The organism is Rhodococcus sp. DT1, from assembly GCF_049844875.1.
GTDB lineage: Bacteria > Actinomycetota > Actinomycetes > Mycobacteriales > Mycobacteriaceae > Rhodococcus.
Map to the genome: position 1 here is coordinate 528,510 of NZ_JBNCLW010000003.1, position 22,730 is coordinate 551,239.

Sequence of the window (22,730 nt, forward strand, 5' to 3'; positions counted from 1 at the left end):
GCCATGCTCACATTCCTGAACTCGACGGCGTTCACCGCCCTCGGCGCTCCCACCACGTGGGCGGAGGTCCTCGGTTTCCTCTCCGGTGCGTGGTGCGTGTATCTGGTGGGCCGGCAGTCCGCGCTGAACTGGCCCATCGGCATCGTCAACAACCTGGTCTGGATCCTGCTGTTCGCCACCGCCGGCCTCTACGCGGATTCGGGACTGCAGATCGTCTACATCGGGCTCGCGGTGTGGGGCTGGACCAACTGGGTGCGGGGGCACGACGGTGGGGTGCTGCCCGTGACCGGCACCAGTGGGCGCGAGTGGCTGTGGCTCGTCGGCGCGGGTATCGCCGGCACCGCCGCGCTGACCGTCCTGCTCGACACCGCCACCCCGTCGACCGTGCCGTTCTGGGATGCGGCCACCACCGTCCTCTCGCTGCTCGCGACGTGGGGCCAGGCCACCAAGCGGTGGGAGTCGTGGCTGCTGTGGATCGCCGCCGACCTGATCTACATCCCGCTCTATCTGCACAAGGGCCTCACCCTGACCGCACTGCTCTACATCGGTTTCCTGGCGCTCTGCGTACGCGGCCTCATCGCCTGGCGCAGCACCCGCGTGAAGACGCCCGAGTTCGCACGGGTGGCGTGATGTACCGACACGCGCTCGTCATCGGCAAGTTCTACCCGCCACACATCGGGCACCACCATCTGGTGCGCACCGCAGCACAGGTGGCCGACCGCGTCACCGTGGTCGTCATGGCGTCCGCCGCAGAGTCGATCCCGCTGGGCCGGAGAGTGGCGTGGATGCGCGAGACGCATCGCGCCGACCGCGGAGTCACCGTCACCGGAATCGTGTGCGACGCCCCGATGGACTTCGGCTCGGACGCTGTGTGGGCGGCGCAGGTCGCCTGCATGCGCGCCGCGGTGCGGACGGTCACCGGCATCCCGGTCGACGCGGTGGTGTCCAGCGAGAAATACGGTGACGAACTGGCGCAACGCTTTTCGGCGACCCACGTCTGCGTCGACGTCGATCGCATCGCGTATCCGGTATCCGGAACGGCGTGTCGCGCCGATCTCGCGGGATGCTGGGACCACCTCGACTCGCCTGCCCGCGCGGGTCTGACGACGCGCATCGTGGTTCTCGGGGCCGAATCCACCGGCACCACGACGGTGAGCCGCGCGTTGTCGGAGCGCTACCGTGCCCGCGGCGGGGTGTGGGAGCGGACTCGGTGGGTGCCGGAGTACGGGCGACAGGCCACCGTGGACACCCTCGCTCGAATGAAAGAGCGTGATCCGGCCGCGTCGATGCACGCCCTCACCTGGACCGGCGACGACTTCGCGCACATCGCCGCGGAGCAGACCCGCCTCGAGGAGGAGGCGGCACGGACCGGATCACCGGTGCTTCTATGCGACACCGACGCGGTCGCGACCACCGTCTGGGAGCGGCGCTACCTCGGCCCGGAGAGCCGGCGCGCGTGGACGGAGGTTGCCGACCGGGATGCCCTCTACCTCGTCACCGATCACGTGGGAGTCCCGTTCGTCCAGGATGGGATCCGCGACGGGGAAGACATCCGGGCGGAGATGACGGAGTGGTTCGTCGACATGCTCACGGCGACCGGCCGGTCGTGGGTGCTGCTCACGGGAACCCTCGCCGAACGCGTGCGGTTGGGGGAGCGGGTGATCGACCAGGCGCTCGGGCTGCGGATGAAGTTCGGCGCTCCGCTGTCGGCGGACCTGCCGTCCAGGGAGGTGGGCTGAGCCGCGGCCGAGCGTTTCGGTCAGTACACGTGACGGATCGCGTCCAGTGCATTCGTGCAGGGGATGTGCGCGGCACGCAACGCATCGACGATCCGTGACGGCGTGCCCGAAGCCGTGCTGTCGAGGACACCACCGGGCGCTACCGCCCAGACGACCTCACCGGGTTCGAACTTGCGGGTGGGGACCAGTCCCCGCTGAGGAGCAAGATCGCGCAGTGCACTCCATTGCGCGACTTCTCCGGCGTCGGGATGGCCGATGAACAGCAACCGGTCGTGTGCCACGATGAGCCCTTCTTTGTTCCGCTTAGCTTCGGTAGGGATGTCGCGCCGAATGTGTTCTTCGTTACATCCGGCGTGAGACCGCGACGACAGCGGCCTCCGGCTTTGTCCCGAAACCGTCCTGCTGGGACGGCGCCGGGACATACCGTGATCCGGTGACGTGCGGTTCGACGACCCAGGACGGCCGGGCACCGTGACGGCGTGGGTGCTCCACGTCGACCTCGACCAGTTCATCGCTGCCGTCGAGGTCCTGCGTCGGCCCGAACTGGCGGGAAAGCCGGTGGTGGTCGGTGGCCGCGGCGATCCGACGGAGCGGGGTGTCGTCTCCACCGCGTCGTACGAGGCGCGTGAACACGGGGTGGGATCCGGGATGCCGCTGCGCGTCGCGGCGAAGAAGATCCCGGATGCGATCTTTCTCCCGGTCGACAAGGACGCGTACAACGAGGTCTCGGACGTGGTGATGAGCACCCTGCGCAGCTTCGACGCCGTCGTGGATGTGCTGGGGTGGGACGAGGCGTTCCTCGGCGTCGAGACCGACGACCCGGAGTCGTTCGCGCGCAGCGTCCAAGCCGGCGTTCTGGATGCGACCGGGCTGCACTGCTCGGTCGGCATCGGGGACAACATCCTCCGCGCCAAAATCGCCACCGGGTTCGGGAAGCCGCGCGGAGTCTTCCGCCTCACCCGCGACAACTGGTTCTCGGTGATGGGGGAGCGCGACCCCGTAGCACTGTGGGGTATCGGATCGCGCACGGCGAAGAAACTCGCCGCGCACGGCATTCACACGGTCCGTGAACTCGCTGAGGCTCCGGTCGATGTCATGGCGCAGAATTTCGGGCCGAAGATCGGTCCGTGGCTGGTCGGTCTCGGTCGCGGGGCCGCCACCGCGACGGTCACGGGGGAGCCGTGGGTGGCCAGGTCGCACAGTCGAGAGACCACGTTCCAGCACAATGTCGCCGACTGGGATGAGCTGGCGCAGCACGTACGGCGGCTTGCTGCCCAGGCGACGGACGATATTCGTGCCGAGAACAGGGAGGGCGTCCGTGTCGGCCTGAAGATCCGGTACGCACCCTTCATCACGCACACGGCGAGCGCGCCGCTTCCCGGACCGACGTTCGACGCCGACCGGATCGGGGACGCGGCCGTCGCTCTGCTCGATCGGTTCGATCACGAACGCGAGGTGCGTCTGGTGGGCGTCCGGGTCGAAATGACACCTCCGCGTTAGACCGGAGCGGTGAACCGTTCGGCGGGTGCGCCTTTCAGGAGTCCAGGCGGAAGAGAGCGTCCCGTGAGTACGAGCAGCAGGTGCTGCGCGTCGCCGCTGACGGTGTCCCCCGATCCGTACTCCCAGTCGTGATCGTCGGCGCACAGGCGGATGCCGTCGAGGTCGGCTCCGAAGTAGCGGACACTCTCCGGTGAGACCGACCCGAGCAGCATCGCGATCCGCTCGTCCGGCACCCGCCGGTCGGCTCCGAGGGCGACGGTGATGTCGAGTCCGTGGATCACTTCGTGCCACAGCGCGGCGGAGGAGTCGCTGCGCGGTGGCTGCCAGGGATGCGCCACATTGCTGCGCAGGCACTCGAGCAGTTCGGTATCGGTCATCGCTCGCGCGTCCGCGCGGGCGCACGCGTCGGCGGCACGATCGAAGTTCCCGCGCGCCTTGAGCATGGCGAGCAGGAGCCGCGGTATGCCATATCGGTACGGCATCGTCGTGTGCGCGACCACCTCTCGCACTCTCCATCCGCGGCACAGGGACGGGGCGCTCCACTGTTCCTCGGTGAGTTCTTCGAGCACGGAGACGAGGTCGCGTCGTTCGGCTTCGACGAGCGGGTGTGCGGTCGCGGGCATGAGTGGGTCCTTCCGTCGATGGGGCCCGTACGGACTCTCTGCGTCCGTGCACGTACCGACTCGTGCGGGCGCGGGAAGTCATCGTTCGCACGAGTGACCTGCGCTGGCACACTGGGACCGGTGCACGCGCAAACCGCTCCCCGGACCAGGGGACCCCTTCGACCGGCCGAAGCAGCCGCTGCGGCGGTGTTCGGATCACTGACCGCGGTGCTGACCGTGATCACCGGATTCGTTCCGGTCGGGGTGGCGCAGGTGCTCGTGGCATTGCCGATCGCATTTCTCGCAGCTGCCGGACGGGTGCGATCCGTGGTCGCGGCCACTGTCGCGTCGGGTGTCGTGGCCCTCATCGCGGCGGGACCGTTCGCGGTGGCCACCGTGTTCGTCCTCGCAGCGGTGGGGGCGCTCGTCGGATTCGCCGACCGAAGGTGGGGCAAGTCGGCGGTGTTCGTCATCTTCGCGGGCGCCGTGCCGATCGGTCTGCTGCTTGCCGCCGGGGTGATCGGTCTGCTGCTTCTGTTCGAGCAAACCAGAGTGTTGCTGCTCGATGCGCTCGCGTCGTCGATGCGGGGAACGGTCCGGGCGTTCGAAGCCGCGGGAGCCGGCGACGACTTCGTCCGCACCTTCGAGCAGACCATCGACCTGATGGTGCGTTTGTGGTGGGTGTGGATCGGCAGCGCCGTGGTGGTCGGCATCGTCGGCACCGCTCTGCTGTGCTTCGGGATCTTCCGGCTCGTGTCGATGCGCAGCACGTGGAGTACACAGTCGGCCGAGTGGCCGTCCGGCGCCCGCTCCGGCGAGCCGAACCCTCTCCCGGTGGCGTTGCGCCTCGTCACCTACCGCTATCCCGGTGCGAGCGTCGACGCGCTGTCCGACATCGACCTCACGATCGGTCCGGGCGAGTTCGTGGCGGTGGTCGGCAGGAATGGGTCCGGGAAATCGACACTCGCGCGCATCCTCGCCGGTCTCGAGCCCACCGCCGGGCTCGTCGACCGGCCCGGCCCCGTCGGCCTCGGGCAGCCCGGTGGCACCGTGACGGTGTTCCAGCATCCCGAAAGCCAAGTGCTCGGCCGCACGGTCGAGGAAGACCTGCGCTGGGGAATCGACGACGTCGACGCCGAGGCGGTGCTCGCGAGGGTGGGTCTCGCCGGCATGGAGGACCGGCCCACCGAAGACCTCTCGGGTGGTCAGCTTCAGCGACTCGCCCTGGCCGGTGCGCTCGCCCGCCGCCCGTCGCTCCTCATCGCCGACGAGATCACCGCGATGGTCGACGCCGCCAGCCGGTCGGCGCTGATCGACCTGCTGGCCGAGGTTGCCAGAGAAGGCACCACCGTCGTGCTCGTGACGCATCTCGACGACGAGGCGGCTGCGGCCGATCGCGTCGTGCATCTTGCGGGAGGACGGATCGTAGCGGCACCCGCCGCGGAACCGCGTCCCGCGACGGTGGTCGCCGCCGCGCCGACGTTCCCGCAACCCGTCCTCGAACTCCGCGACGTCACCTACACCTACGCGGACCGCACACCGTGGGCACACACCGCGCTGCGCGACGTGACTCTTACCGTGTGCCGTGGGGAGGGCGTGCTGGTGGTGGGTGCGAACGGCTCGGGCAAATCCACACTCGCGTGGATCATGGCGGGGCTGTACCGGCCCACACGCGGATCTTGTCTCCTGCAGGACACTCCCACGGCGGACCTGCGCGGCGACGTCGGGTTCGTCTTCCAGCAGGCCCGGTTGCAGCTTCAGCGTCCGACGGTCGCGAAGGAGATTTCGGAGGTGGCGGGCCTGCCCCACACCGACCGGCACTACGTTGCGGCGGTGCTGCACCGGGTCGGGCTCGGACCCGATCTCGTGGACCGCCCGATCGACCGGCTCAGCGGTGGTGAGATGCGGCGGGTCGCACTCGCGGCTCAGCTCGCGCGCACTCCCCGCGTCCTGATACTCGACGAGCCCCTGGCGGGCCTGGACGTGCCCGGACGCCGCGAACTGGTGTCGATCCTCGCTCACCTGCGAGCGGTCGACCACGTCACGATCGTGGTCATCTCCCACGACCTGCACGGAATGGAAGAGGTGTGTTCACGCACCGTGGTGCTCGAGGCGGGACGGATCGTGGACCAGATCGGTGTGGTGACGACATGAAAGAACGTGGCACGAAAGATCAGCGCCGGCCGCTGATCCTGTTGCGGCCCGTACCGCGTGTCACCGCACTTCACCGAGTCTGGGCGGGCACGAAGATCCTGGCGGCCGTCGCGCTGTCGGTCGTCGTGAGTTTCATCCCCTCCTGGACGGCGCTCGGGATCATTGCGGCGGTTCTCCTGACCGGCCTGCTGGTGGCCCGTATTCCGCGAGGAGTGGTCCCCACGATTCCGTGGTGGGTGTTCGCTTTCCTGGCCTTCGGTGCCGCGCTCAACGTTGCCGGTGGCGGACTGACGAGCTACGTGCGGGCGTTGCTGCTGGGGGTGTGCCTGCTGGTGCTGGCGTCGCTGGTCGGCTGGACGACGAGTCTGTCGCAACTGGTCGACGCCCTGCCTGTCCTCTTGGCACCGTTGCGGTTGCTGCGGCTCCCCGTCGACGAGTGGGTGACGGTGTGCGCGCTCGCGCTGCGAATGTTGCCGACGATCCGCGGCGAGATGCGCATGCTCTTCGCTGCACGCCGGTTGCGCGGACGGCCCGGCATCCGCAATCCCAGGGGGTGGTGGCCCGAACTGATCGACACGGTGGGCGCGGTGGCGTCGGTGTCCATGCGGCAGGTGCGCGACCTCGGCGACGCCTTGTCGGTGCGGGGCCCGCGTCCCGTCGTCCGGACCCGGCCCCGCCTCGGCGCGGGGGACGCGGTGACCGTCCTGATCGTGGGCGCGGCGTGCGCGGCGATCGTGGTCTGGGGCTGAGCGACGTCAGTTCGCCTGGGCGGACAGGCGAGTCAGGAGGGTCGGGACACCGGGGCCGTCGAGGTGGTCGCAGTAGGCGGGGCGACCGGCCATGACCATGGTCAGGGCGAGAGTCGTCCCGGTGACCGCCGGACCGGAACCGGCAGCGAACGTGCTGTCCGAGGCCTCGACTCGCAGACCGTCCACGGTGCTCCGGCTGTCGACCGCGAAGTTGCGTCGCGCGTAGAACTCGGCCACCGGGCGGACCACCTCGGGTGAGGGTGTGTAGGGCAGCCCCAGCGGATGCCGGATGTCCTGGGAGTGGACGATCACCTCACCGAGCCACGCCGCCGCCGGTCCGGGTGGCGCGGCCGTCGCAGCAACGACGTTGTCGAAGCGGCCGAGCGTCTCCGCGGGCGTGGCACCTTTGTGCTCGGCCATCCGGCGAGCGTTGTGGCGGTCGAAGTCGAACCGTGCACCCAGCACGCTTCGGTACCAGCGCATCGGCCCGATGCTCGCGACTGCGGTGAGATGCGCGAGAGTTTCTTCGACGGTCCACCGATCACACAGCGACTGCGTTGCCCACTGCGTGTCGTCGATCTCGGTCAGGTCGGCCGCGAGTGCGGCACGTTCGGCGCGGATGAGGGACCACGTGTGGGCGTTGCGTCCGAACATCGGGACCTCCCGTGGGTCAGGCGCTGGTCTTCTGGGCGCGCCGCGAGCGGACCCGGCGCTGCACCCCGTAGCCGACGACCACGACGACCACCGCGAGGACAACGTACTGGAGGATCTCCGCGTACGGCTCGACCTTCTGCCAGTTCTCCCCGAGCTGATAACCAGCGAACACGAAGATCGTGTTCCACACCAGACTGCCCGCGGTGGTGAAGGCGGTGAACTGCCACAGCGGCATTCGCGTCACACCAGCGGGAATCGAGATGAGGCTCCGGAAGACGGGAACCATGCGGCCGAAGAACACGGCCTTGCGCCCGTGCTTGCGGAACCACTCCGCCGTGCGGTCGAGGTCCTCCACGTCGACGAGGGGAAGTTTGTCCATCACTTTCCGCAGGCGGTCCTCACCGACCCACCGTCCCAGCGAGTACAACCCGAGCGCCCCGAGCACCGAGCCGAGGGTCGTCCAGAACAGCGCCCCGAACAACGTGAAGCTGCCGAGACTCGCAGCGAACCCGGCAAGGGGAAGGATGACCTCGCTGGGAAGCGGAGGAAAAAAGTTCTCGAGAGCGATCGCGAGACCGGCCCCGACACCGCCCAGCCGATCCATCAGGTCGAGCGCCCATCCGGCGAGTCCGTCGGTGGGCGCTGATGGAGAATCCGCAACACTCATCCGGTCAAGGTTACCGATCGGCTACGAGACGACTCGGCCGGGCGGGTGAGCGCCTCCTTCGCCATGGCGAGCCACGCGGGAAAGTTTGACCCGGCCGGTGCCGGGGAACCGGCCGACCGGCGTCGGAGCGTCGGTGCCTCGATCACCCGAGGGACGCGAGCAAGGTCCGGCATGCCTGTTCACAGCGCCGGCACGCGTCGGCGCAGATCCTGCAGTGCTCGTGGTGAGAGCTGTGCCGGTCGCATTCGTCTCCACACGCCTTGCACGCCGCAGCACAGGCTTCGAGGACCGCTCGAGTCACCGAGGCGTTGTCGCCGGTCTGCCGGGACAGCACCCGGCCGGTCGCTTCGCAGAGGTCGGCGCAGTCGAGATCGGTGCGAATGCACTGGGTCAGTTCTGCGACCGATTCCTCGGCCAGACACGCATCGGCACATGCCGTACAGGTCTGCGCGCATTCGACGCACGCCTCGATGCACGCAGCCAGTTTCTCGTGGTCGATCGCGCCCATGTCGTGCGGGTAGGTGCCGAGCATGCTCGCTGCGGTGCTCATGAAGAGTTCTCCTCTCGTCGTTTCCGGGAAGTGGATCACCGCCCGGGTCGACGGTTGCGTACCCGAAGAAGTCGCGCTCTAACGGACGAATCGGATTTTCGTGGTTACGAGGAGGGCTTCGATTCCGACCGGTGCGTTGCGCGGATCGTCGGTGGCACGGGCCGGCGGTCCGCTAATGTACTCGAGTACATTCACGGCGTGAAAGGTAGTGGCTCGCAGGGTGAGTCCGGGTTCGTATGGCCGAGAAGATCGACTTCAAGAAGACGCTCGACGCCTACCGCGCGACGCGCGGTGAATTCCGCATCGTGGACGTGCCGGACATGCGGTACCTCATGATCGATGGTGTCGGCGACCCGAACACCTCACCTGCCTTCGCGGACGCGATCGAGTCGCTCTACCCCGTGGCGTTCACGCTGAAGTTCGCGAGCAAGCGTGAGCTCGGCCGTGACTATGTCGTCCCGCCGCTGGAGGGGCTGTGGTGGTCGGAGGACATGGCGTCGTTCACCTCTGCACGCGACAATTCCCACTGGAACTGGACGGTGATGGTCATGGTTCCGGAATGGATCGAACGCGACCTGGTCGCCGCCGCCCCTCGACCGGGTTGCCGCGACGAGCACGCCGGTGCGACTCGGCGACGTCCGCCTCGAACCCCTCGTGGAGGGGCGGTGTGTGCAGACGCTCCACGTCGGATCGTTCGACGACGAAGCGGACGTCCTCGCGGAACTGCACGACGAGTTCGTCCCGGGCAACGGGCTGCGCATGGTCGGTATGCACCACGAGATCTACCTGAGCGACTTCCGCAGGACCGCGCCGGAAAAGCTGCGCACCATCCTGAGGCAACCGGTCGCGGCTGCCCGGGAGTGAAGCGGACGGCATCTGCTCCTACACTTCGGCGACATGCATGACGGGAGAGCTGCCGTGGATCTGTCCGATGTCGACGCGTTGAGTTTCGATTGCTATGGCACATTGATCGACTGGGAGACGGGCATCGCCGCCGTCCTCGCGCCGTGGGCACAGGACGCCGGACTGGAACTGTCGGACGAGGAATTGCTTCTCGCGTACGCCGAGAACGAGGCGCAGGCCGAGCGCGACACTCCCGACGCGTTGTACCCCGCGATCCTCGCCGAGGCATTTCGGCGCACCGGCGCGGCACTCGGCGCGGAAGTCTCCGACGAGTGGGCGGCGCGGCTCGGCGCATCCGTTCCGGACTGGCCGGCGTTCCCGGACTCCGCCGAGGCCCTCGCGGCACTGGCCGAGGACTACACCCTGATCATCGTGTCCAATGTCCATCGCGACGGCTTCGCCGGTAGCAACGCGCGCCTCGGCGTCGAGTTCGACAAGATCATCACCGCCGAGGACGTGCAGGCGTACAAGCCAGCTCTCGACCACTTCGAGGCGCTCGACGACGCCCTCACCGAATTCGGGATTCCGCGCGAGCGCCTCCTGCACGTGGCGCAGTCGCTGTTCCACGACCATGTCCCCGCCGCCCGGCGAGGATTGCGCTCGGTATGGATCAACCGGCGCCACGACCGCCCGGGGTGGGGTGCGACACCGGCACCCACCGGCGACTACGCCTACGATCTCGAATTCCCGACCATGCAGGCATTCGCGGATGCGGCCCGCGCCGCGAAAGCCCGTGGCACGGCACAGCACTGAGGAGCGTCGTCAGCGGGCGATGCCGTAGAACCGTTCGACCCGCACCCGCAACAGCAGACGTCCCTCCGCAACCATGGCATCCCGGAACTCATCCCAGTCGGGGTGATCGCCCTGCACCGCCCGGTACAGCGCGACGAGCTCATCGACGGTGGTGTCGTGGGGATCCGCTGCCACATCGGACAATTCGGCGTGTCCTTCGGCTACGGCGTACGACCAGCCGTCCCGAGTGTCGACGAACACGCTCACGCGCGGGTCCCGCCGCATGTTGCGGGTCTTCGCACGCGTGTCGGTGATCGAGACCGAGAACGTCCGCGCGAGGAGGTCGTAGGAGTACACGATGTTCGAGAGCTGTGGCCGACCGTCGTGTTTCAGGGTGGCGAGCGCCGCGATACCGCTGGATCCGAACAGTGCCTCGAGCGGCACCTCCGACTCTCGGCTCATGTGGGTCCTTCCTGATCGCGGTAGGTCCTGTGAACACATCTTGCCGCGCTGGGACCTTCGCGCGGGGCGGAAATCGTTACCTGCCAGCGTAATCATGCGGGTGCCTGTTGTCTGCCGCTCCGTTTCGACCACGATGATGTCGCTCGGTGTCACGGATGCACTGTGCTAGCGTCTGCGACACTTCAGCGCATCGGGGGGTCGCGTGAACGGGTGGGGGACTGTCGCAAAAGCGGTGGCGTGTGTCGCGATCGTGGTGTCGGCAGCATCGTGCGGGTCAGGATCGGCCGCGACCGGCGAGTCGGAATCCGTTGCCACGGAAAGCGCGATGTCGACGACGCGCACACCGCGCGTGGTGGATGATTCGGGCCGTCCGCAGATCACGTTCGATCCATGCCTGGACATCCCGGACGATCTGTTGACCGAGGCGGGATACGACCCGCGGAGCAAGGAGCCGACCGACTATCCGATGGGTGACTACTCCTTCCTGGGGTGCCGGTTCAAGGGCACCGTCCATATCCCGGGATTTCTTCGTCGATACGGACTCAGCGTGCTTTCCGGCAACGTCAGTCTGGAAGAAGAAGCCGCCAAGAACGGTCATATCGCGACCGAGGTCAGTGTGAATGGACGTCGCGCACTTCTGGAGATCGATCCAGACATGCACGGCTCGTGTGCGTACGTCCTCCAAACAGGATTCGGGATCGTTATCCTGAGCAGGACATACCATCCTGATCACTCCCGGGCGGTGCCCGAAGCGGAGTGGTGCGCGGGTTTCGACCAGCTCGTTTCGACGATTGAGCCCGGAATACCGGCATGAGCCGGACACGGGGTGATGGGAGTCCTCGATTGACCGAGTTCGTACGGCTCGATCCACACGTGATCGACGAAATAGTCGCCATTTGCGACACGATGCTCGCAGCCTTGCACGAAACGAAGGACGCTGCGGTTGACCTCGTCCGCACCGACGGCTTCGGCGACCTCGAATCCGCCAGGCAACTCGCCGCCGGTTACGCACGCAAGGCCGCCGGAACCCCCGCGTCCGCCCGCGAGCGCATCGACCAGTTCATCACCACCCTCACAGACCTGCGCGACGCGTTCGCTTCCGGGGGCGAAGCGTTTCTCGATTCGGAGTTCGACTGGGCAGGGCGACTCCAGGCGACAAACACCGAGCCGTGAGCTGGGTGAGAACCTGATCGACTCGGACCGTGAGAGTCTCGGACCGGTACGTGCACGGGCCACGGACGAGAGGATCGAGATGCTGGATTACACCAGGTACTGCGGGGAGATCACCGCACAGACCGAGTTGCTGTGCTCGGTGCTGCCGGGACGGGATATGAATACCCCGGTGCCGACGTGTCCGGGCTGGAATGTGGGACAGCTGGTGCGGCATGTGGGATACGGCCACCGCTGGGCTGCCGAGGCAGTGCGTACCGGAGCGACGACGCCACCGGACGACTCGGCGATGCGTGAGCTGTCCTCGTACGTCGACGAAGATCCTGATCAGCTGGTGCCGTGGTTGCTTGCGGGCGCACTCGATCTGGAATCGTCCCTGCGCGAGGCCGGTCCCGGGCGGGCGGTCTGGACCCCGATGCCGGTCGGCCCGCGGACCCCGCAGTTCTATGCGCGACGCTTCACCCAGGAGACTGCAGTGCACCGCGCCGATGCCGTGCTGGCGCTGGGCGAGGGGTTCGATCTCAGCCACGATGTCGCACTCGACGCCGTCGACGAGTGGCTCGATCTTGCTGTGGTGACGTGGCCGCGGAGGATGAGCGACCGTCGGCACGCGCTGCACGGACCCGATAGCACTCTCCATTTCCACGCGACCGATTCGCATGCGGAGTGGGTCGTGGACCTCACCGGCGACGAGTTCGTCTGGCGCCGTGCACACGAGAAGAGTGCGGTGGCGGTGCGGGGACCGTTGGTCGAGTTGATGCTGGTGCTTTACCGCCGACGAGCAGTCGCCGACGCCGAGGTCGAGGTGTTCGGCGATGCCGCGCTACTGGACTCGTGGCTCGATGTGGTCGCGTTCGGCTGAACGGTCAGAGAATGTCCCGCAGGATGGCGGCGAGTTCCCGGGGCGCGTCGCTCTGTACGGAATGCCCGGAGCCCGGCACCACGTGCACATCCAGTCCGGGGACGCGTCGACGCGCCTCGTCGACGTCCTCTTCGGTGACGTAGGCCGAAGCGCCACCGCGCACCAGCGAGACGGGTCCGTCGAGTGCGGCGAGGTCGTCCCACAGCGGGGTGAAGTCGCGCATGGTGCGCATCCGGTCGTAACGCCACTCCCATCGTCCGTCGCTGCGCTGCCGCGTGTTGTGGACGACGCCGCGCCGGATCGACGACGGTGATCGGTGCGGTGCCGCCGCGGCGGTGAGGGCGACGATCTCGTCGAACGTGTCGAAGACGGCCGGTCCCGCCGCGAGAGCGACGGTTCCGCGTTGATTTTCGGCCATGCCCTGGTGCCGCCGGAACGATGCCGGGGTGACGTCGACGAGGACGGTGCGGCGCACGAGTTCCGGTGCGAGGGAGCCGAGCCGGAGGGCGGTCAAGCCCCCGAGCGACATGCCGACCACGGCCTCCGCACGAGGCGCCCAGCGGCGGACCGCGTGCGCCACCGCTTCGGCGTTCGGCCACGGCGAGTAGTCGCCGTCGTCACGCCAGGAGGAGTGGCCGTGACCGGGGAGGTCGACGGCGAGCGCGGGCACCCCGAGTGCGAGGACCACCGAGTCCCAGGTGTGTGCGTTCTGGGCTCCGCCGTGCAGGAACACGAGGCGGGGAGAGACGTCGCCCCACAGCAGCGCGCTGGTGTGCCCGCCGTCGTGTTCGGCGCGCACCCGCCGCACGGTCGGCGGTACGGGGAGTTCGAGGCCCAACTCCGCGGCGTTCTCGGGAAGCAGCGCGAACTCGTCGGTGCGGTGCGGATCCATGAGGACTTCTCTACGCGACTACCGGGCGAGAAGCCAGATGTGGCTCGGCGCGAACGGAACCGCATGTTGTCAGGGAGTGGAGCGCGGCAGGGACGATCGCGCTGCGAGGCGCGGGCTCCGTCATCCCCGGGAGGACGGTCCGGAGTAACGATCGGCGAACGCGCCGGGCGTCACGCCTACGGCGTTCTTGAAGTCGCGCACGAAATGCGGTTGGTCGGCGTACCCGAGGACGGCGGCGACCTCGGACAGCGAACCGGACTTCTCGCGCAGGCGGCCCGCGGCCTCCTGGAGGCGCCGCCGCTGGATCAGCCATTTCGGGGTAAGTCCGATGCGCCGGTGGACAAGTCGCTGCAGCGCGCGCTCGGAGAGACCGAATTCGTTGCGTACCTGTTCTACGCGCAACACGTCCGGGTTGTCTTCCACGAACGCCACGACACGGTTGACGAGGCGGCCCTCGTCGTCGACCGGCAGGTAGCGCCGGAAGACCTCGTCGTAGACGCCCATCACCGCGTGGTGAACCTCGGGGGACCGCGGATCGCGGCGCATCATCTCGCGCACCCGATCGACGACATGGACGCCCGCGTCGCCGAGGACCTCCGGCACCTCCACGATCCGGTCGGTGAACGACGCGAGTGGCCCACCGGCCACGAGGGCACCCGCCGCGGGGGCGAGCATGACACCGGCGGCCCAGCCCTCACCGGTCAGAACGGTGGTCGACAAACCGGACTCGACACCGTAGAAGCGGGCGTAGTCCTCGGTGATCACGACCAGGCATACGGGATACCGCAGCACGTGCTGCGGAGCCTCCCGACCCGGAGGGACCCGCCACACGGGAATCCAGTAGCGCCGGACCACGTCGCCCAGATCGGGGGATGCCGGGTATCGGAAGATGGTGTGCGTTGTGTCGTTCGGGTGTTTCAGGTGTGCGCGCTCGATCGGCTCGCCGTCGTCTGGCTTTCCGGAGTCCCCGGTGTCGGATTTCATCAATACCTCGCACTGGGCGATCGATAGCGTCGCACCCATGAATACAACAGCGATCCGACACAGCGAAGCAGAACAGCGACTCGGCGCGGTCGTGGGCGCGTTGAAGGCCGAGGACTGGGACCGCCCGTCACCGTGCGAGGGGTGGACCGCGCGCGACGTCCTGAGTCATATCATCGATACCCAACGCGAATTCTTCACCGGCCGCGACCTCGACCTCGGTGATCGGCCCTCCCTCGACGACCCGGCCGGTGCATGGCAGAAGCACAACGCCCGGGTGGCGGACATCGTCGCGGACGACGCCCTCGTGAACACGCCCTACGACGGGTACTTCGGACCCACGACCATCGGGGCTACCTTCGACCAGTTCTACGTCTGGGACATGATCGTGCATCGATGGGACCTCGCCACCAGCGCAGGCCTCGAGGAGACGTTCAACGACGCCGAACTCGAGCGGATCGAGGCCGGAGCGGACAGTTTCGGCGACTCGCTCTACATGGACGGGGTGTGCGCACCGGGTGTCGAGGCACCGGAGGGCGCCGACCGGTCGACTCGAGTGCTCGCGCGCCTGGGGCGCCGTCGCCCCGACGCCGTGTGAGAGTGCGGGACACGGCCGGCTCGCGGCCCGGCCGTTAGTCTCGGGCGTATGAGCGAACCGATCGTGGTGTCCGGACCCGTGCGTGAGGCGCTGGCCGAACGTCGCCCCGTAGTCGCGCTCGAATCGACCATCTTCACGCACGGCCTGACCCGGCCCCGAAACGTGGCGGTCGCACTGGCCGCCGAGCAGCAGTTGCGTGACGCGGGTGCTGTCCCGGCAACCGTGGGCGTCGTCGACGGGGTCCCCACGGTCGGCCTCTCCGAGGAGCAGATCGTCACACTCGGAGACGCCGAGAGCGAGGTGGTCAAGGTCGGGATACGCGACCTGCCGATGGCCGCGCTCAAGCGGACACACGGCGGCACAACGGTCGCCGCGACCGCGTTTCTCGCGCATCACGTCGGGATCGGGGTATTCGCCACCGGCGGTCTCGGCGGCGTACATCGAGGCGCCGCCACCACCTTCGACGAAAGCGCGGACATCGTTGCGCTGGCGTCGATTCCGATTCTCGTTGTGAGCGCCGGTGTCAAATCGGTCCTCGATGTCCCCGCCACGCTCGAACGTTTCGAAACACTCGGGGTGGTGGTCGCCGGGTACCGCACCGCCCGCTTCCCCGGGTTCTACGTGCGGGACAGCGGCTGCGTCGTCGACGACATCACTTCACCCGAAGACGCGGCAGCGCTCGCCCGCGCCCGCGACGCTCTCGGGCTCCGTTCGGCGGTGGTGGTGGGCAATCCTGTGGACGCGTCGGCTCAGGTGGACCCGGAGTTGCACGACCGGGTCCTCGTCGAGGCGGAGCGTGAGGCAGCGGGCTCGGGGCTTCGCGGCAAGAGTCTCACTCCGTTCCTGCTCGAGCACATGCACCGCGCGACGGACGGCCGTACGCTCGAGACGAATATCGCCGCGTACCAGGGCAATGTCGCTCTCGGCGCGGCGATCGCGAGGGCATTGGTGTCCTGACACGCGCACGTCACCGCACCCGGAAATGTCGCCGCACCGGAAATGTCACTGCAGCAGAAATGCGGTGGTGGCGGGTGGCAGCGCGACGTCGCGTCGCCGGTAGATTTCGGCCGGGCGGCCGGTGCCTTCGCGGCGGAGTTCGCCCGTGGGTTCGAGCCCGTGCAGCAGATGCCGCCGGAACGTGTCCTTGGGGTAGCGGCGGTCGAAGACGATTTCGTAGAGACGGCGCAGATCCAGCACGGTGAACTCGTCGCCGAGAAACCGGGCCGGGTCCACGGCGGCCGAGTACCGCGCCCGCAGGTCGTCGACGGCCAATTCCACGATGGTGGCGTGGTCGAATGCGAGATCGGCGGTGCCGGTGACGGGGGTGAGCCGGGCTTCGGCCGGGATCTCGGCGACGGGAACGGCCGCTCCGTGCGCCATCGACAGCACCCACCCTCGATCGTCGCGTCCTGGGTCGTCGAGCATCGCGAGCTGGTGGAACTCGATCCCCGAGAGCGAGGCCTTGTCGCGCAGAGCCCGGCGAGCCGCGTCGGCGAGCCGTTCTCCGGGACGGAGAAACGTCCCGGGAAGTGCTGATGTGCCGTCGGGTCGCTCGATGACCAGTACTTTCAGCGTTTCGTCGACGGTCAGTACCGCGACGTCCACCGCCACGGACGGACGCGGATAGTCGGTGAGGGACTTGCCCCGGGGATCGGTCCAGGCCTGCATCTCCCCATTCAATCAAATGTGCGCTAATATTTGCGCAGAATTGATCGAAGGGGAGACGGTATGAGGCTGACGACAGCACAGAACGACCGGGCGGCAGGGGTCCTGCTCGCCACCGCAGCGGGTGACGCACTCGGCGCGGGCTACGAATTCACCTATCCCACTCCGGAGACAGCGATCCGCATGATCGGTGGGGGACTCGGGCCGTTCGCTCCCGGTGAGTGGACGGACGACACGTCCATGGCGCTCGCGATCGCGGAGGTTTCCGCCACCGGAGCCGACATCGGTGCCGGCGACGGACTCGACGCCGTCGCCGCCGGGTTCGCACGCTGGTATGCGTCCGGGCCCAAGGACATCGGAAACCAGACCTGCGCGGTGCTGAGTACAGCGCAGCCGACCGCAGCGTCGATGACCGAGCGGGCGCGCGCCCTCCCCGGCAGGAAGGGCGGCAACGGGTCGCTCATGCGGACCGCGCCTGTGGGGATTGCCTACCTCGCCGACGGCGAGCGATGTGTCGCGGCAGCCCGCGACATCAGTCGTCTCACGCACGACGATCCCGAGGCCGTCGAGGCATGCATGCTGTGGTCGTTCGCGATCCGGCACGCCGTCCTCCACGGCACGTTCGACGGCGTCGACGCCGGTCTGGAAACGCTGCCGGGAGACGCGGCACGGCGCTGGTCGACTTTGCTCGACGATGCCCGCACAGCTTCCGACCCGCGGGTCTTCGACAACAACGGGTGGGTGGTCCATGCGCTGCAGACGGCGTGGTGGGCCGTGTGCCATGCCGACGCGACCGGCCCCGGTCATCTTCCCCAGGCGCTCGAACTCGCCGTACGTGCCGGGCACGACACCGACACCACCGCGGCGATCGCCGGCGGGCTGCTCGGCGCCCGGTGGGGTGCGTCGGCGGTACCCGCGCAGTGGCAGCGGATCCTGCACGGCTGGCCCGGGTACCGGTCGCAGGACCTCGTACGCCTCGCCTTGCACACCGCATGGGCGGGCGCGGGCGACGACCGCCACCGGCCCGACGCCGAGATCGACCACGCGCAGTTTCTCGTCGAGGAGTGACTCGGCCCGCTCGTTGGGGTAGACATCCTTCGGACCGAATTGTGACGAAGGGATCCACGTGGCCGCACACATTGCTCTTCCCCGCGTGATGCGGATCGGCGGAGGCGCCGTCGACGAGATCGGTGAGGTGGTGGCCGGGCTGGGGCTGTCCCGGCCGCTCGTGGTGACCGACCGGTTCATGGTCGGGACCGGCGCAGTGGATCGCATGGTGTCACGGCTCGGCGCGGCCGGACTCGCAACGGCGGTGTTCGCCGATACCGTTCCCGATCCCACCACCGACTCCCTCGTCGCGGGTCTCGAGGCAGTCGCCGCCCACGACGCCGATTGCGTCATCGGTTTCGGTGGCGGCAGCCCGATGGACACCGCCAAGGCGCTCGGGTTGCTGGCCGTCCACGGTGGGCAGATGAGCGAGTACAAGGCCCCCCGCATCAACAACGGTCCGGCGCTACCTGTCGTCGCGGTTCCGACCACGGCCGGGAGTGGTTCGGAGGCAACGCAGTTCACCGTGATCAGCGACAGTGTCACCAACGAGAAGATGCTGTGCCCGGGCGCGGCGTTCCTGCCGATCGCGGCGGTGGTCGACTACCGGCTGACGTTGACGATGCCTCCGCGACTGACTGCCGACACCGGGGTCGACGCGCTCACCCACGCGATCGAGGCGTACGTCAGCAAGAAGTCCACTCCGTTTTCGGACACGTTGGCCCTCGCTGCGATCGAGACCATCGGAAGAGTTCTGCGACGCGTCTACGTGAACGGCAACGACGAAGACGCCCGGGAGCAGATGATGCTCGCGGCCACGCAGGCCGGGATCGCGTTCTCGAACTCGAGCGTCGCCCTCGTCCACGGGATGAGCCGGCCGATCGGCGCGCATTTTCACGTCGCGCACGGTTTGTCGAACGCGATGCTGTTCCCCGCGGTGACCGCCTTCTCGGTGCGGGCTGCCGAATCCCGCTATGCGGACTGTGCCCGCGCGCTGGGCGTCGCCACCTCCGGCGACCACGACGCCGCTGCGGCGGACAGCCTGGTCGCCGCGCTGGCGGAACTGTGCCGCGACGTCGAAGTGCCCACGCCTCGTGCCTACGGCATCGACAGACGTGACTGGGACTCGCTGATACCGCTCATGGCGGAACAGGCCCTGGCATCGGGATCGCCGAACAACAATCCGCTCGTGCCCACGGCGGAGGAGATCCGCGACCTGTACGCCCGGATCTACGACTGACAGCAGATCCGGGCGTGAAGGCAGGGGGAAACGGTTTACTCGGGTGCCTGGTCGTCGGGCTCGACAGGCTCGGTTTCCTCGCGATCCGAAGGGCTACCGGCCTTACCTTCCCGCTCGTGCTCGGCTTCGACGCGTTCTTCCATGTCGTCCACCAGTCGAGAGATCTTCTCGCCGGTGAGGTCGTCGTTGTCGGCAGGGGTGCCCGGGCGCTCGGATTCAGCCATCGAAATCCGTCCTTTCGTGAAGTTGCCCGGCACGGGACCGCGCCCGTGCTCGGGACAGCACTTGCGATACCCGGGCAGATCGTCGACGAAACCGGCACGAGGCGAATCCCACACCGGGCCGAATTCGGATCAGGGTGATCGGCACGCTGGCCGGGCGGGTGAGACCGGAGGAGGATGGTACGACCGTGCCCGACGACGTGGAGATGAGCGCGTGACAGTCACCGACGAATATCTGAACAACAACAAGTCGTATTCGGCCGGGTTCACCGGCCCCCTGCCGCTGCCCCCGAGCAAGCACATCGCCATCGTGGCGTGCATGGATGCGCGGCTCGACGTGTACCGCGCCCTGGGCATAGCGGAAGGGGAGGCACACGTGATTCGCAATGCGGGCGGCGCGGTGACCGACGACGTGATCCGTTCGCTCGCCATCAGCCGGCGACTCCTCGGCACCGAGGAGATCGTGCTCATCCACCACACCGACTGCGGCATGCTGACCTTTACCGACGACGAGTTCACCCGCGCCGTCGAGCAGGACACCGGGATCCGGCCGCAGTGGGCCCCGGAAGCGTTCCGCGACCCCGAGGAAGACGTGCGTCAGTCGCTGCGCCGGATCGAAGTGAGCCCGTTCGTCACCGAACCGACCTCACTCCGCGGGTTCGTCTTCGACGTCGCTACGGGCAGGCTGAACGAGGTGGCGCACGAACGGACCTCGTGACGAGATCCCGACGTGCTCGCCGAGAGAAGACTCAGCTCGCCGACGACGAGGTCATCCGCGCAGCGAGGTTGTCCGGCATCGGCTCGTGCCGAAGGTACATCCGCGCGAACTCGGCGGTGCCCTGAGTGATGGCCCGCAGTTCGACGGGATAGCGGCTGAGTTCGATTTCGGGAACCTCCGCGCGCAGCAGGGCTGTTCCCGGTTCGGGAGATTCGGTGCCGAGGACGCGACCGCGCCGTGCGGAGAGGTCGCCGAGCACCGCGCCGAGGAACTCCTCCGGCACGATTACACGGACCGCGGCTACCGGTTCGAGAATGCGGACAGTGCTGTGCGCCGCCGCATCTCGCAACGCGAGCCCCGCGGCGGCCTGGAATGCGGCGTCGGAGGAGTCCACCGAATGAGCCTTGCCGTCGACGAGCGTGACCTGCACGTCGACAAGGGGGCATCCGGCCGAGGCGACCCCCTTCTCTGCCTGTGCGTACACACCCTTCTCGACCGACGGGATGAACTGCCGCGGTACCGCGCCGCCGACCACGCGTTCGGCGAACACCACCCCGCTTCCCATCGGCAAAGGCTCGACTTCGACGTCGACCACCGCGTACTGGCCGTGCCCACCGGATTGCTTGACGAGCCGCCCGTGTCCGGGCGCGGGCGTCGCGAAGGTTTCGCGGAGCGCTACGGCAAATTCCACCGGATCGACCTGGACTCCGTGCCGGGTGCGGAGACGGTCGAGCACCAGTTCCGCGTGTGCTTCACCCGTGCACCACAGCACGATCTGGTTGGTGTCGGGATTGTGTTCGACGCGCACGCCCGGATCTTCCGCCGCGAGCCGTGACAGTGCCTGCGACAACTTGTCGTCGTCGGTGCGAGTGTGCGCCTCGATCGCGACGGGCAGCAACGGTGTCGGGGTCGGCCACATATCCAGGTGCGCAGGCCGATCCGGCTCGTGCAGTACGTCACCGGGCTGTGCGGTCGCGAGTTTCCCGACCGACACCAGGTCGCCCGCGACGGCCTCTCCGACGGGCCGCTGCTGTTTGCCGAAGGGACTCGACAGTGAGGGAATACGGTCGCGCGAATCGCGGTCGCCACCGGTGAGCGCAAGCGTCGAATCCGGACGGAGCGTGCCGGCGTAGACGCGCACCAGGCTGATCCGGCCGACGTACGAATCTCCCGCGACGCGGACGACCTGCGCCACCAGATCCGCGTCCGGGTCGCACGCAGGCGCACCGCGCGACCGCCGGGTGGGATCGGGGAAACCCGTGGTGATCAGCTCGAGCAACTCGACGGCGCCCACCCCGTACTCTGTGGCGGGAACCGCGGGATGTAGTGCGCAGGACAGGAATTCGCGTGTCAGCCCTTCTTCGAGCGAGGCGGTGTCGAGTTGTTCGCCCGCGATGAACCGCTCCATGAGCGTGTCGTCCTGCCCCGAGATGGCTTCCACCAGCGCTTCGCGCACGTCCTCGGACACGGGGGACGGGCCCGGTTCGCCGTAACGGCGTCCGGTCAGCAATCCCATCGAGCCGACCGGCCGGTCGCCGTCGTACACGGGATAGAACAGTGCGCGCAGCGTGTCCGGGCCGAGGCCGAACGCGTCGTGGCATTCGGAGAGGACGTCGTCGTAGCTGCGCCGGGCGATGTCCAGTTTGTTCACGACGATCGCGCGGGGAATCTTCTCCTCGTCGCACTCGCGCCACAACGCGCGGGTCGCGGCGGAGATCGGGTCGGTCGACGAGACGACGAAGATCGCGGCGTCGGCAGCGTGCAAGCCCGCCCGGACTTCGGCGTCGAAATCGGGGTGACCCGGTGTGTCGATCAGATTGATCTTGATGCCCTTCCATTCGAGCGCGAGCACCGTCAACTGCACCGAGCGCTGATGTCTCTGCTCGATCTCCTCGTAGTCGGACACCGTGGTGCCCTCGGCGACCCGCCCGGCGCGTCCCACCGCACCCGTCGCGGCCGCCAGCGACTCGGCGAGGGTGGTTTTCCCGGTGCCGGTACACCCGACGAGCGCGACATTGCGGATTCGATCGGGGCTGTCGGCGACGGGCGCCTGCCTGCTGCGTGCTGCGGTGCGATCGGGCATCGGCGTGCTCCTCGGGTGGCCTGAGCACAGTCTAAGCGGGTTCTCCCCAGCTCACGGCCGAATATTGCCCTCGGTCAATCGGGTTGGCGGAGCGGCCTATCGGGCGATGTGCAGTCGTGAGAGAACAGAGCTTCGTACACTCGGTGCATGACGGTGGACGCGGTGTTCGACTCCGACGATGTGCGCCGCGCGGCTGCCGCCCTCCGGACGCCGGACATCGCGCGGTGGGCAGATCGTTTCGAACTGTTGTCCGACGTCAACCGGCTGCGGTTGCTGATGTGCCTGCACCATGCCCCGGGGATCTGCGTCACCGATCTTGCCGCGGCCCTCGAGATGACCGGGACCGCCGTCTCCCACGCGCTGCGTCTGCTACGAAATCGTGGCTGGGTCACCGCGGAGCGGGAAGGGCGCCTGGTGCGGTACCGGCTCGCGGACACCACGGTGCACGAACTCCTCCATTCCATCGGGGCCACGCACGAGCAGGCAGGCCATTCGCACACGCACCGCCACCGCACAGAGCGTTCCTGAGGCGGTCTCCGTC

The 22,730-nt window shown here is 68.0% G+C and carries 26 protein-coding genes and 1 pseudogene; 16 read left to right on the forward strand and 11 right to left on the reverse strand.

The window, feature by feature from the left end:
• Positions 1-3: 3 nt before the first annotated feature.
• Complete coding sequence (gene pnuC, locus ACLQ3J_RS10025) at positions 4-630, forward strand: nicotinamide riboside transporter PnuC (RefSeq protein WP_169652735.1); 627 nt, start codon at positions 4-6, stop codon at positions 628-630.
• Positions 630-1,739: an AAA family ATPase gene (locus tag ACLQ3J_RS10030; protein WP_425903064.1), complete on the forward strand. Its 1,110-nt coding sequence runs from the start codon at positions 630-632 to the stop codon at positions 1,737-1,739. Before pnuC ends, ACLQ3J_RS10030 begins: the two co-directional genes overlap by 1 nt.
• Before the next feature lie 20 nt (positions 1,740-1,759).
• Here the strand turns inward: ACLQ3J_RS10030 and ACLQ3J_RS10035 are convergent, their stop codons facing one another.
• Positions 1,760-2,020, reverse strand: coding sequence for a hypothetical protein (locus ACLQ3J_RS10035; protein WP_169622407.1), 261 nt, complete (start codon positions 2,018-2,020; stop codon positions 1,760-1,762).
• A gap of 190 nt (positions 2,021-2,210) precedes the next feature.
• Between ACLQ3J_RS10035 and ACLQ3J_RS10040 the strand changes: the two genes are divergently transcribed.
• On the forward strand, positions 2,211-3,239 hold the full coding sequence (locus ACLQ3J_RS10040; protein ID WP_425903066.1) for a DNA polymerase IV: 1,029 nt from the start codon (positions 2,211-2,213) through the stop codon (positions 3,237-3,239).
• Here ACLQ3J_RS10040 and ACLQ3J_RS10045 read toward each other — a convergent pair.
• On the reverse strand, positions 3,236-3,862 hold the full coding sequence (locus tag ACLQ3J_RS10045; RefSeq protein ID WP_169652738.1) for a maleylpyruvate isomerase family mycothiol-dependent enzyme: 627 nt from the start codon (positions 3,860-3,862) through the stop codon (positions 3,236-3,238). The two genes, ACLQ3J_RS10040 and ACLQ3J_RS10045, sit on opposite strands and share 4 nt — an antisense overlap.
• Before the next feature lie 120 nt (positions 3,863-3,982).
• On the opposite strand from ACLQ3J_RS10045, the gene ACLQ3J_RS10050 reads away from it, so the two are divergent.
• Together ACLQ3J_RS10050 and ACLQ3J_RS10055 are read left to right on the forward strand one after the other, a co-directional pair.
• On the forward strand, positions 3,983-5,995 hold the full coding sequence (locus tag ACLQ3J_RS10050; RefSeq protein WP_425903068.1) for a DUF2232 domain-containing protein: 2,013 nt from the start codon (positions 3,983-3,985) through the stop codon (positions 5,993-5,995).
• On the forward strand, positions 5,992-6,744 hold the full coding sequence (locus tag ACLQ3J_RS10055) for an energy-coupling factor transporter transmembrane component T family protein (protein ID WP_169622409.1): 753 nt from the start codon (positions 5,992-5,994) through the stop codon (positions 6,742-6,744). Before ACLQ3J_RS10050 ends, ACLQ3J_RS10055 begins: the two co-directional genes overlap by 4 nt.
• A gap of 6 nt (positions 6,745-6,750) precedes the next feature.
• On the opposite strand, the gene ACLQ3J_RS10060 is transcribed toward ACLQ3J_RS10055, so the two are convergent.
• The 3 genes from ACLQ3J_RS10060 to ACLQ3J_RS10070 form a co-directional block, all read right to left on the reverse strand.
• Positions 6,751-7,398, reverse strand: coding sequence for a maleylpyruvate isomerase family mycothiol-dependent enzyme (locus ACLQ3J_RS10060; protein ID WP_169622410.1), 648 nt, complete (start codon positions 7,396-7,398; stop codon positions 6,751-6,753).
• Between the two features lie 16 nt (positions 7,399-7,414).
• Positions 7,415-8,065: a DedA family protein gene (locus ACLQ3J_RS10065; protein ID WP_169652740.1), complete on the reverse strand. Its 651-nt coding sequence runs from the start codon at positions 8,063-8,065 to the stop codon at positions 7,415-7,417.
• Between the two features lie 142 nt (positions 8,066-8,207).
• Entirely contained in the window at positions 8,208-8,615 is a 408-nt protein-coding gene (locus ACLQ3J_RS10070; RefSeq protein WP_169652741.1) for a four-helix bundle copper-binding protein, read from the reverse strand.
• Positions 8,616-8,851: 236 nt separating this feature from the next.
• Here ACLQ3J_RS10070 and ACLQ3J_RS10075 point away from each other — a divergent pair.
• Positions 8,852-9,479 (forward strand): annotated as a pseudogene (locus ACLQ3J_RS10075) (GyrI-like domain-containing protein).
• A 33-nt stretch (positions 9,480-9,512) separates the two neighbouring features.
• On the forward strand, positions 9,513-10,271 hold the full coding sequence (locus ACLQ3J_RS10080) for an HAD-IA family hydrolase (RefSeq protein WP_425903071.1): 759 nt from the start codon (positions 9,513-9,515) through the stop codon (positions 10,269-10,271).
• A gap of 9 nt (positions 10,272-10,280) precedes the next feature.
• Here the strand turns inward: ACLQ3J_RS10080 and ACLQ3J_RS10085 are convergent, their stop codons facing one another.
• Positions 10,281-10,712, reverse strand: a complete 432-nt coding sequence (locus ACLQ3J_RS10085) for a PPOX class F420-dependent oxidoreductase (protein ID WP_169622414.1) — start codon at positions 10,710-10,712, stop codon at positions 10,281-10,283.
• Positions 10,713-10,965: 253 nt separating this feature from the next.
• On the opposite strand from ACLQ3J_RS10085, the gene ACLQ3J_RS10090 reads away from it, so the two are divergent.
• The 3 genes from ACLQ3J_RS10090 to ACLQ3J_RS10100 all read left to right on the forward strand — a co-directional run bounded on the left by ACLQ3J_RS10090 (position 10,966) and on the right by ACLQ3J_RS10100 (position 12,744).
• Positions 10,966-11,526 (forward strand): DUF3558 domain-containing protein, encoded by a 561-nt coding sequence (locus ACLQ3J_RS10090; RefSeq protein WP_425903176.1) that lies wholly within the window; start codon positions 10,966-10,968, stop codon positions 11,524-11,526.
• Between the two features lie 29 nt (positions 11,527-11,555).
• Positions 11,556-11,885 carry a hypothetical protein gene (locus ACLQ3J_RS10095; RefSeq protein WP_169652744.1) on the forward strand — a complete coding sequence of 110 codons (330 nt, stop codon included), beginning with the start codon at positions 11,556-11,558 and terminating at the stop codon, positions 11,883-11,885.
• 79 nt (positions 11,886-11,964) lie between these two features.
• The gene (locus tag ACLQ3J_RS10100; RefSeq protein ID WP_425903073.1) at positions 11,965-12,744 is read left to right on the forward strand and encodes a maleylpyruvate isomerase family mycothiol-dependent enzyme; all 780 of its coding nucleotides are present in this window, start codon (positions 11,965-11,967) and stop codon (positions 12,742-12,744) included.
• A 4-nt stretch (positions 12,745-12,748) separates the two neighbouring features.
• Here the strand turns inward: ACLQ3J_RS10100 and ACLQ3J_RS10105 are convergent, their stop codons facing one another.
• Positions 12,749-13,636 (reverse strand): alpha/beta fold hydrolase, encoded by an 888-nt coding sequence (locus ACLQ3J_RS10105; protein WP_296551564.1) that lies wholly within the window; start codon positions 13,634-13,636, stop codon positions 12,749-12,751.
• Between the two features lie 120 nt (positions 13,637-13,756).
• A complete protein-coding gene (locus ACLQ3J_RS10110) occupies positions 13,757-14,620 on the reverse strand; it encodes a helix-turn-helix domain-containing protein (RefSeq protein WP_425903075.1) in 864 nt (287 codons plus the stop codon).
• A 37-nt stretch (positions 14,621-14,657) separates the two neighbouring features.
• On the opposite strand from ACLQ3J_RS10110, the gene ACLQ3J_RS10115 reads away from it, so the two are divergent.
• Positions 14,658-15,215 (forward strand): TIGR03086 family metal-binding protein, encoded by a 558-nt coding sequence (locus ACLQ3J_RS10115; RefSeq protein WP_425903076.1) that lies wholly within the window; start codon positions 14,658-14,660, stop codon positions 15,213-15,215.
• Positions 15,216-15,263: 48 nt separating this feature from the next.
• Complete coding sequence (locus ACLQ3J_RS10120; protein ID WP_425903078.1) at positions 15,264-16,172, forward strand: pseudouridine-5'-phosphate glycosidase; 909 nt, start codon at positions 15,264-15,266, stop codon at positions 16,170-16,172.
• 45 nt (positions 16,173-16,217) lie between these two features.
• Here the strand turns inward: ACLQ3J_RS10120 and ACLQ3J_RS10125 are convergent, their stop codons facing one another.
• The gene (locus ACLQ3J_RS10125) at positions 16,218-16,883 is read right to left on the reverse strand and encodes an NrtR DNA-binding winged helix domain-containing protein (RefSeq protein ID WP_422423642.1); all 666 of its coding nucleotides are present in this window, start codon (positions 16,881-16,883) and stop codon (positions 16,218-16,220) included.
• Between the two features lie 60 nt (positions 16,884-16,943).
• Here ACLQ3J_RS10125 and ACLQ3J_RS10130 point away from each other — a divergent pair, with 60 nt between their 5' ends.
• Both ACLQ3J_RS10130 and ACLQ3J_RS10135 read left to right on the forward strand, forming a co-directional pair.
• Complete coding sequence (locus ACLQ3J_RS10130; RefSeq protein WP_425903079.1) at positions 16,944-17,948, forward strand: ADP-ribosylglycohydrolase family protein; 1,005 nt, start codon at positions 16,944-16,946, stop codon at positions 17,946-17,948.
• 58 nt (positions 17,949-18,006) lie between these two features.
• Positions 18,007-19,167 carry an iron-containing alcohol dehydrogenase gene (locus tag ACLQ3J_RS10135; protein WP_169622423.1) on the forward strand — a complete coding sequence of 387 codons (1,161 nt, stop codon included), beginning with the start codon at positions 18,007-18,009 and terminating at the stop codon, positions 19,165-19,167.
• 35 nt (positions 19,168-19,202) lie between these two features.
• Here the strand turns inward: ACLQ3J_RS10135 and ACLQ3J_RS10140 are convergent, their stop codons facing one another.
• The gene (locus tag ACLQ3J_RS10140) at positions 19,203-19,391 is read right to left on the reverse strand and encodes a hypothetical protein (RefSeq protein ID WP_072700161.1); all 189 of its coding nucleotides are present in this window, start codon (positions 19,389-19,391) and stop codon (positions 19,203-19,205) included.
• Between the two features lie 211 nt (positions 19,392-19,602).
• On the opposite strand from ACLQ3J_RS10140, the gene ACLQ3J_RS10145 reads away from it, so the two are divergent.
• Complete coding sequence (locus ACLQ3J_RS10145; protein WP_169622424.1) at positions 19,603-20,106, forward strand: carbonic anhydrase; 504 nt, start codon at positions 19,603-19,605, stop codon at positions 20,104-20,106.
• Between the two features lie 31 nt (positions 20,107-20,137).
• Here the strand turns inward: ACLQ3J_RS10145 and ACLQ3J_RS10150 are convergent, their stop codons facing one another.
• Complete coding sequence (locus ACLQ3J_RS10150) at positions 20,138-22,189, reverse strand: elongation factor G (RefSeq protein ID WP_169622425.1); 2,052 nt, start codon at positions 22,187-22,189, stop codon at positions 20,138-20,140.
• Between the two features lie 147 nt (positions 22,190-22,336).
• Between ACLQ3J_RS10150 and ACLQ3J_RS10155 the strand changes: the two genes are divergently transcribed.
• Positions 22,337-22,717 (forward strand): ArsR/SmtB family transcription factor, encoded by a 381-nt coding sequence (locus ACLQ3J_RS10155; protein WP_296551551.1) that lies wholly within the window; start codon positions 22,337-22,339, stop codon positions 22,715-22,717.
• Positions 22,718-22,730 lie beyond the last annotated feature (13 nt).

What these genes read in the sequence shown, in the direction of transcription:
- pnuC (WP_169652735.1), top strand. Translation starts at nt 4, where the DNA reads ATGCTCACATTCCTGAACTCGACGGCGTTCACCGCCCTCGGCGCTCCC.
- ACLQ3J_RS10030 (WP_425903064.1), top strand. Translation starts at nt 630, where the DNA reads ATGTACCGACACGCGCTCGTCATCGGCAAGTTCTACCCGCCACACATC.
- ACLQ3J_RS10045 (WP_169652738.1), bottom strand. Translation starts at nt 3,862, where the DNA reads ATGCCCGCGACCGCACACCCGCTCGTCGAAGCCGAACGACGCGACCTC.
- ACLQ3J_RS10055 (WP_169622409.1), top strand. Translation starts at nt 5,992, where the DNA reads ATGAAAGAACGTGGCACGAAAGATCAGCGCCGGCCGCTGATCCTGTTG.
- ACLQ3J_RS10060 (WP_169622410.1), bottom strand. Translation starts at nt 7,398, where the DNA reads ATGTTCGGACGCAACGCCCACACGTGGTCCCTCATCCGCGCCGAACGT.
- ACLQ3J_RS10065 (WP_169652740.1), bottom strand. Translation starts at nt 8,065, where the DNA reads ATGAGTGTTGCGGATTCTCCATCAGCGCCCACCGACGGACTCGCCGGA.
- ACLQ3J_RS10070 (WP_169652741.1), bottom strand. Translation starts at nt 8,615, where the DNA reads ATGAGCACCGCAGCGAGCATGCTCGGCACCTACCCGCACGACATGGGC.
- ACLQ3J_RS10080 (WP_425903071.1), top strand. Translation starts at nt 9,513, where the DNA reads ATGCATGACGGGAGAGCTGCCGTGGATCTGTCCGATGTCGACGCGTTG.
- ACLQ3J_RS10085 (WP_169622414.1), bottom strand. Translation starts at nt 10,712, where the DNA reads ATGAGCCGAGAGTCGGAGGTGCCGCTCGAGGCACTGTTCGGATCCAGC.
- ACLQ3J_RS10100 (WP_425903073.1), top strand. Translation starts at nt 11,965, where the DNA reads ATGCTGGATTACACCAGGTACTGCGGGGAGATCACCGCACAGACCGAG.
- ACLQ3J_RS10105 (WP_296551564.1), bottom strand. Translation starts at nt 13,636, where the DNA reads ATGGATCCGCACCGCACCGACGAGTTCGCGCTGCTTCCCGAGAACGCC.
- ACLQ3J_RS10110 (WP_425903075.1), bottom strand. Translation starts at nt 14,620, where the DNA reads ATGAAATCCGACACCGGGGACTCCGGAAAGCCAGACGACGGCGAGCCG.
- ACLQ3J_RS10115 (WP_425903076.1), top strand. Translation starts at nt 14,658, where the DNA reads ATGAATACAACAGCGATCCGACACAGCGAAGCAGAACAGCGACTCGGC.
- ACLQ3J_RS10120 (WP_425903078.1), top strand. Translation starts at nt 15,264, where the DNA reads ATGAGCGAACCGATCGTGGTGTCCGGACCCGTGCGTGAGGCGCTGGCC.
- ACLQ3J_RS10125 (WP_422423642.1), bottom strand. Translation starts at nt 16,883, where the DNA reads ATGCAGGCCTGGACCGATCCCCGGGGCAAGTCCCTCACCGACTATCCG.
- ACLQ3J_RS10130 (WP_425903079.1), top strand. Translation starts at nt 16,944, where the DNA reads ATGAGGCTGACGACAGCACAGAACGACCGGGCGGCAGGGGTCCTGCTC.
- ACLQ3J_RS10140 (WP_072700161.1), bottom strand. Translation starts at nt 19,391, where the DNA reads ATGGCTGAATCCGAGCGCCCGGGCACCCCTGCCGACAACGACGACCTC.
- ACLQ3J_RS10150 (WP_169622425.1), bottom strand. Translation starts at nt 22,189, where the DNA reads ATGCCCGATCGCACCGCAGCACGCAGCAGGCAGGCGCCCGTCGCCGAC.
- ACLQ3J_RS10155 (WP_296551551.1), top strand. Translation starts at nt 22,337, where the DNA reads ATGACGGTGGACGCGGTGTTCGACTCCGACGATGTGCGCCGCGCGGCT.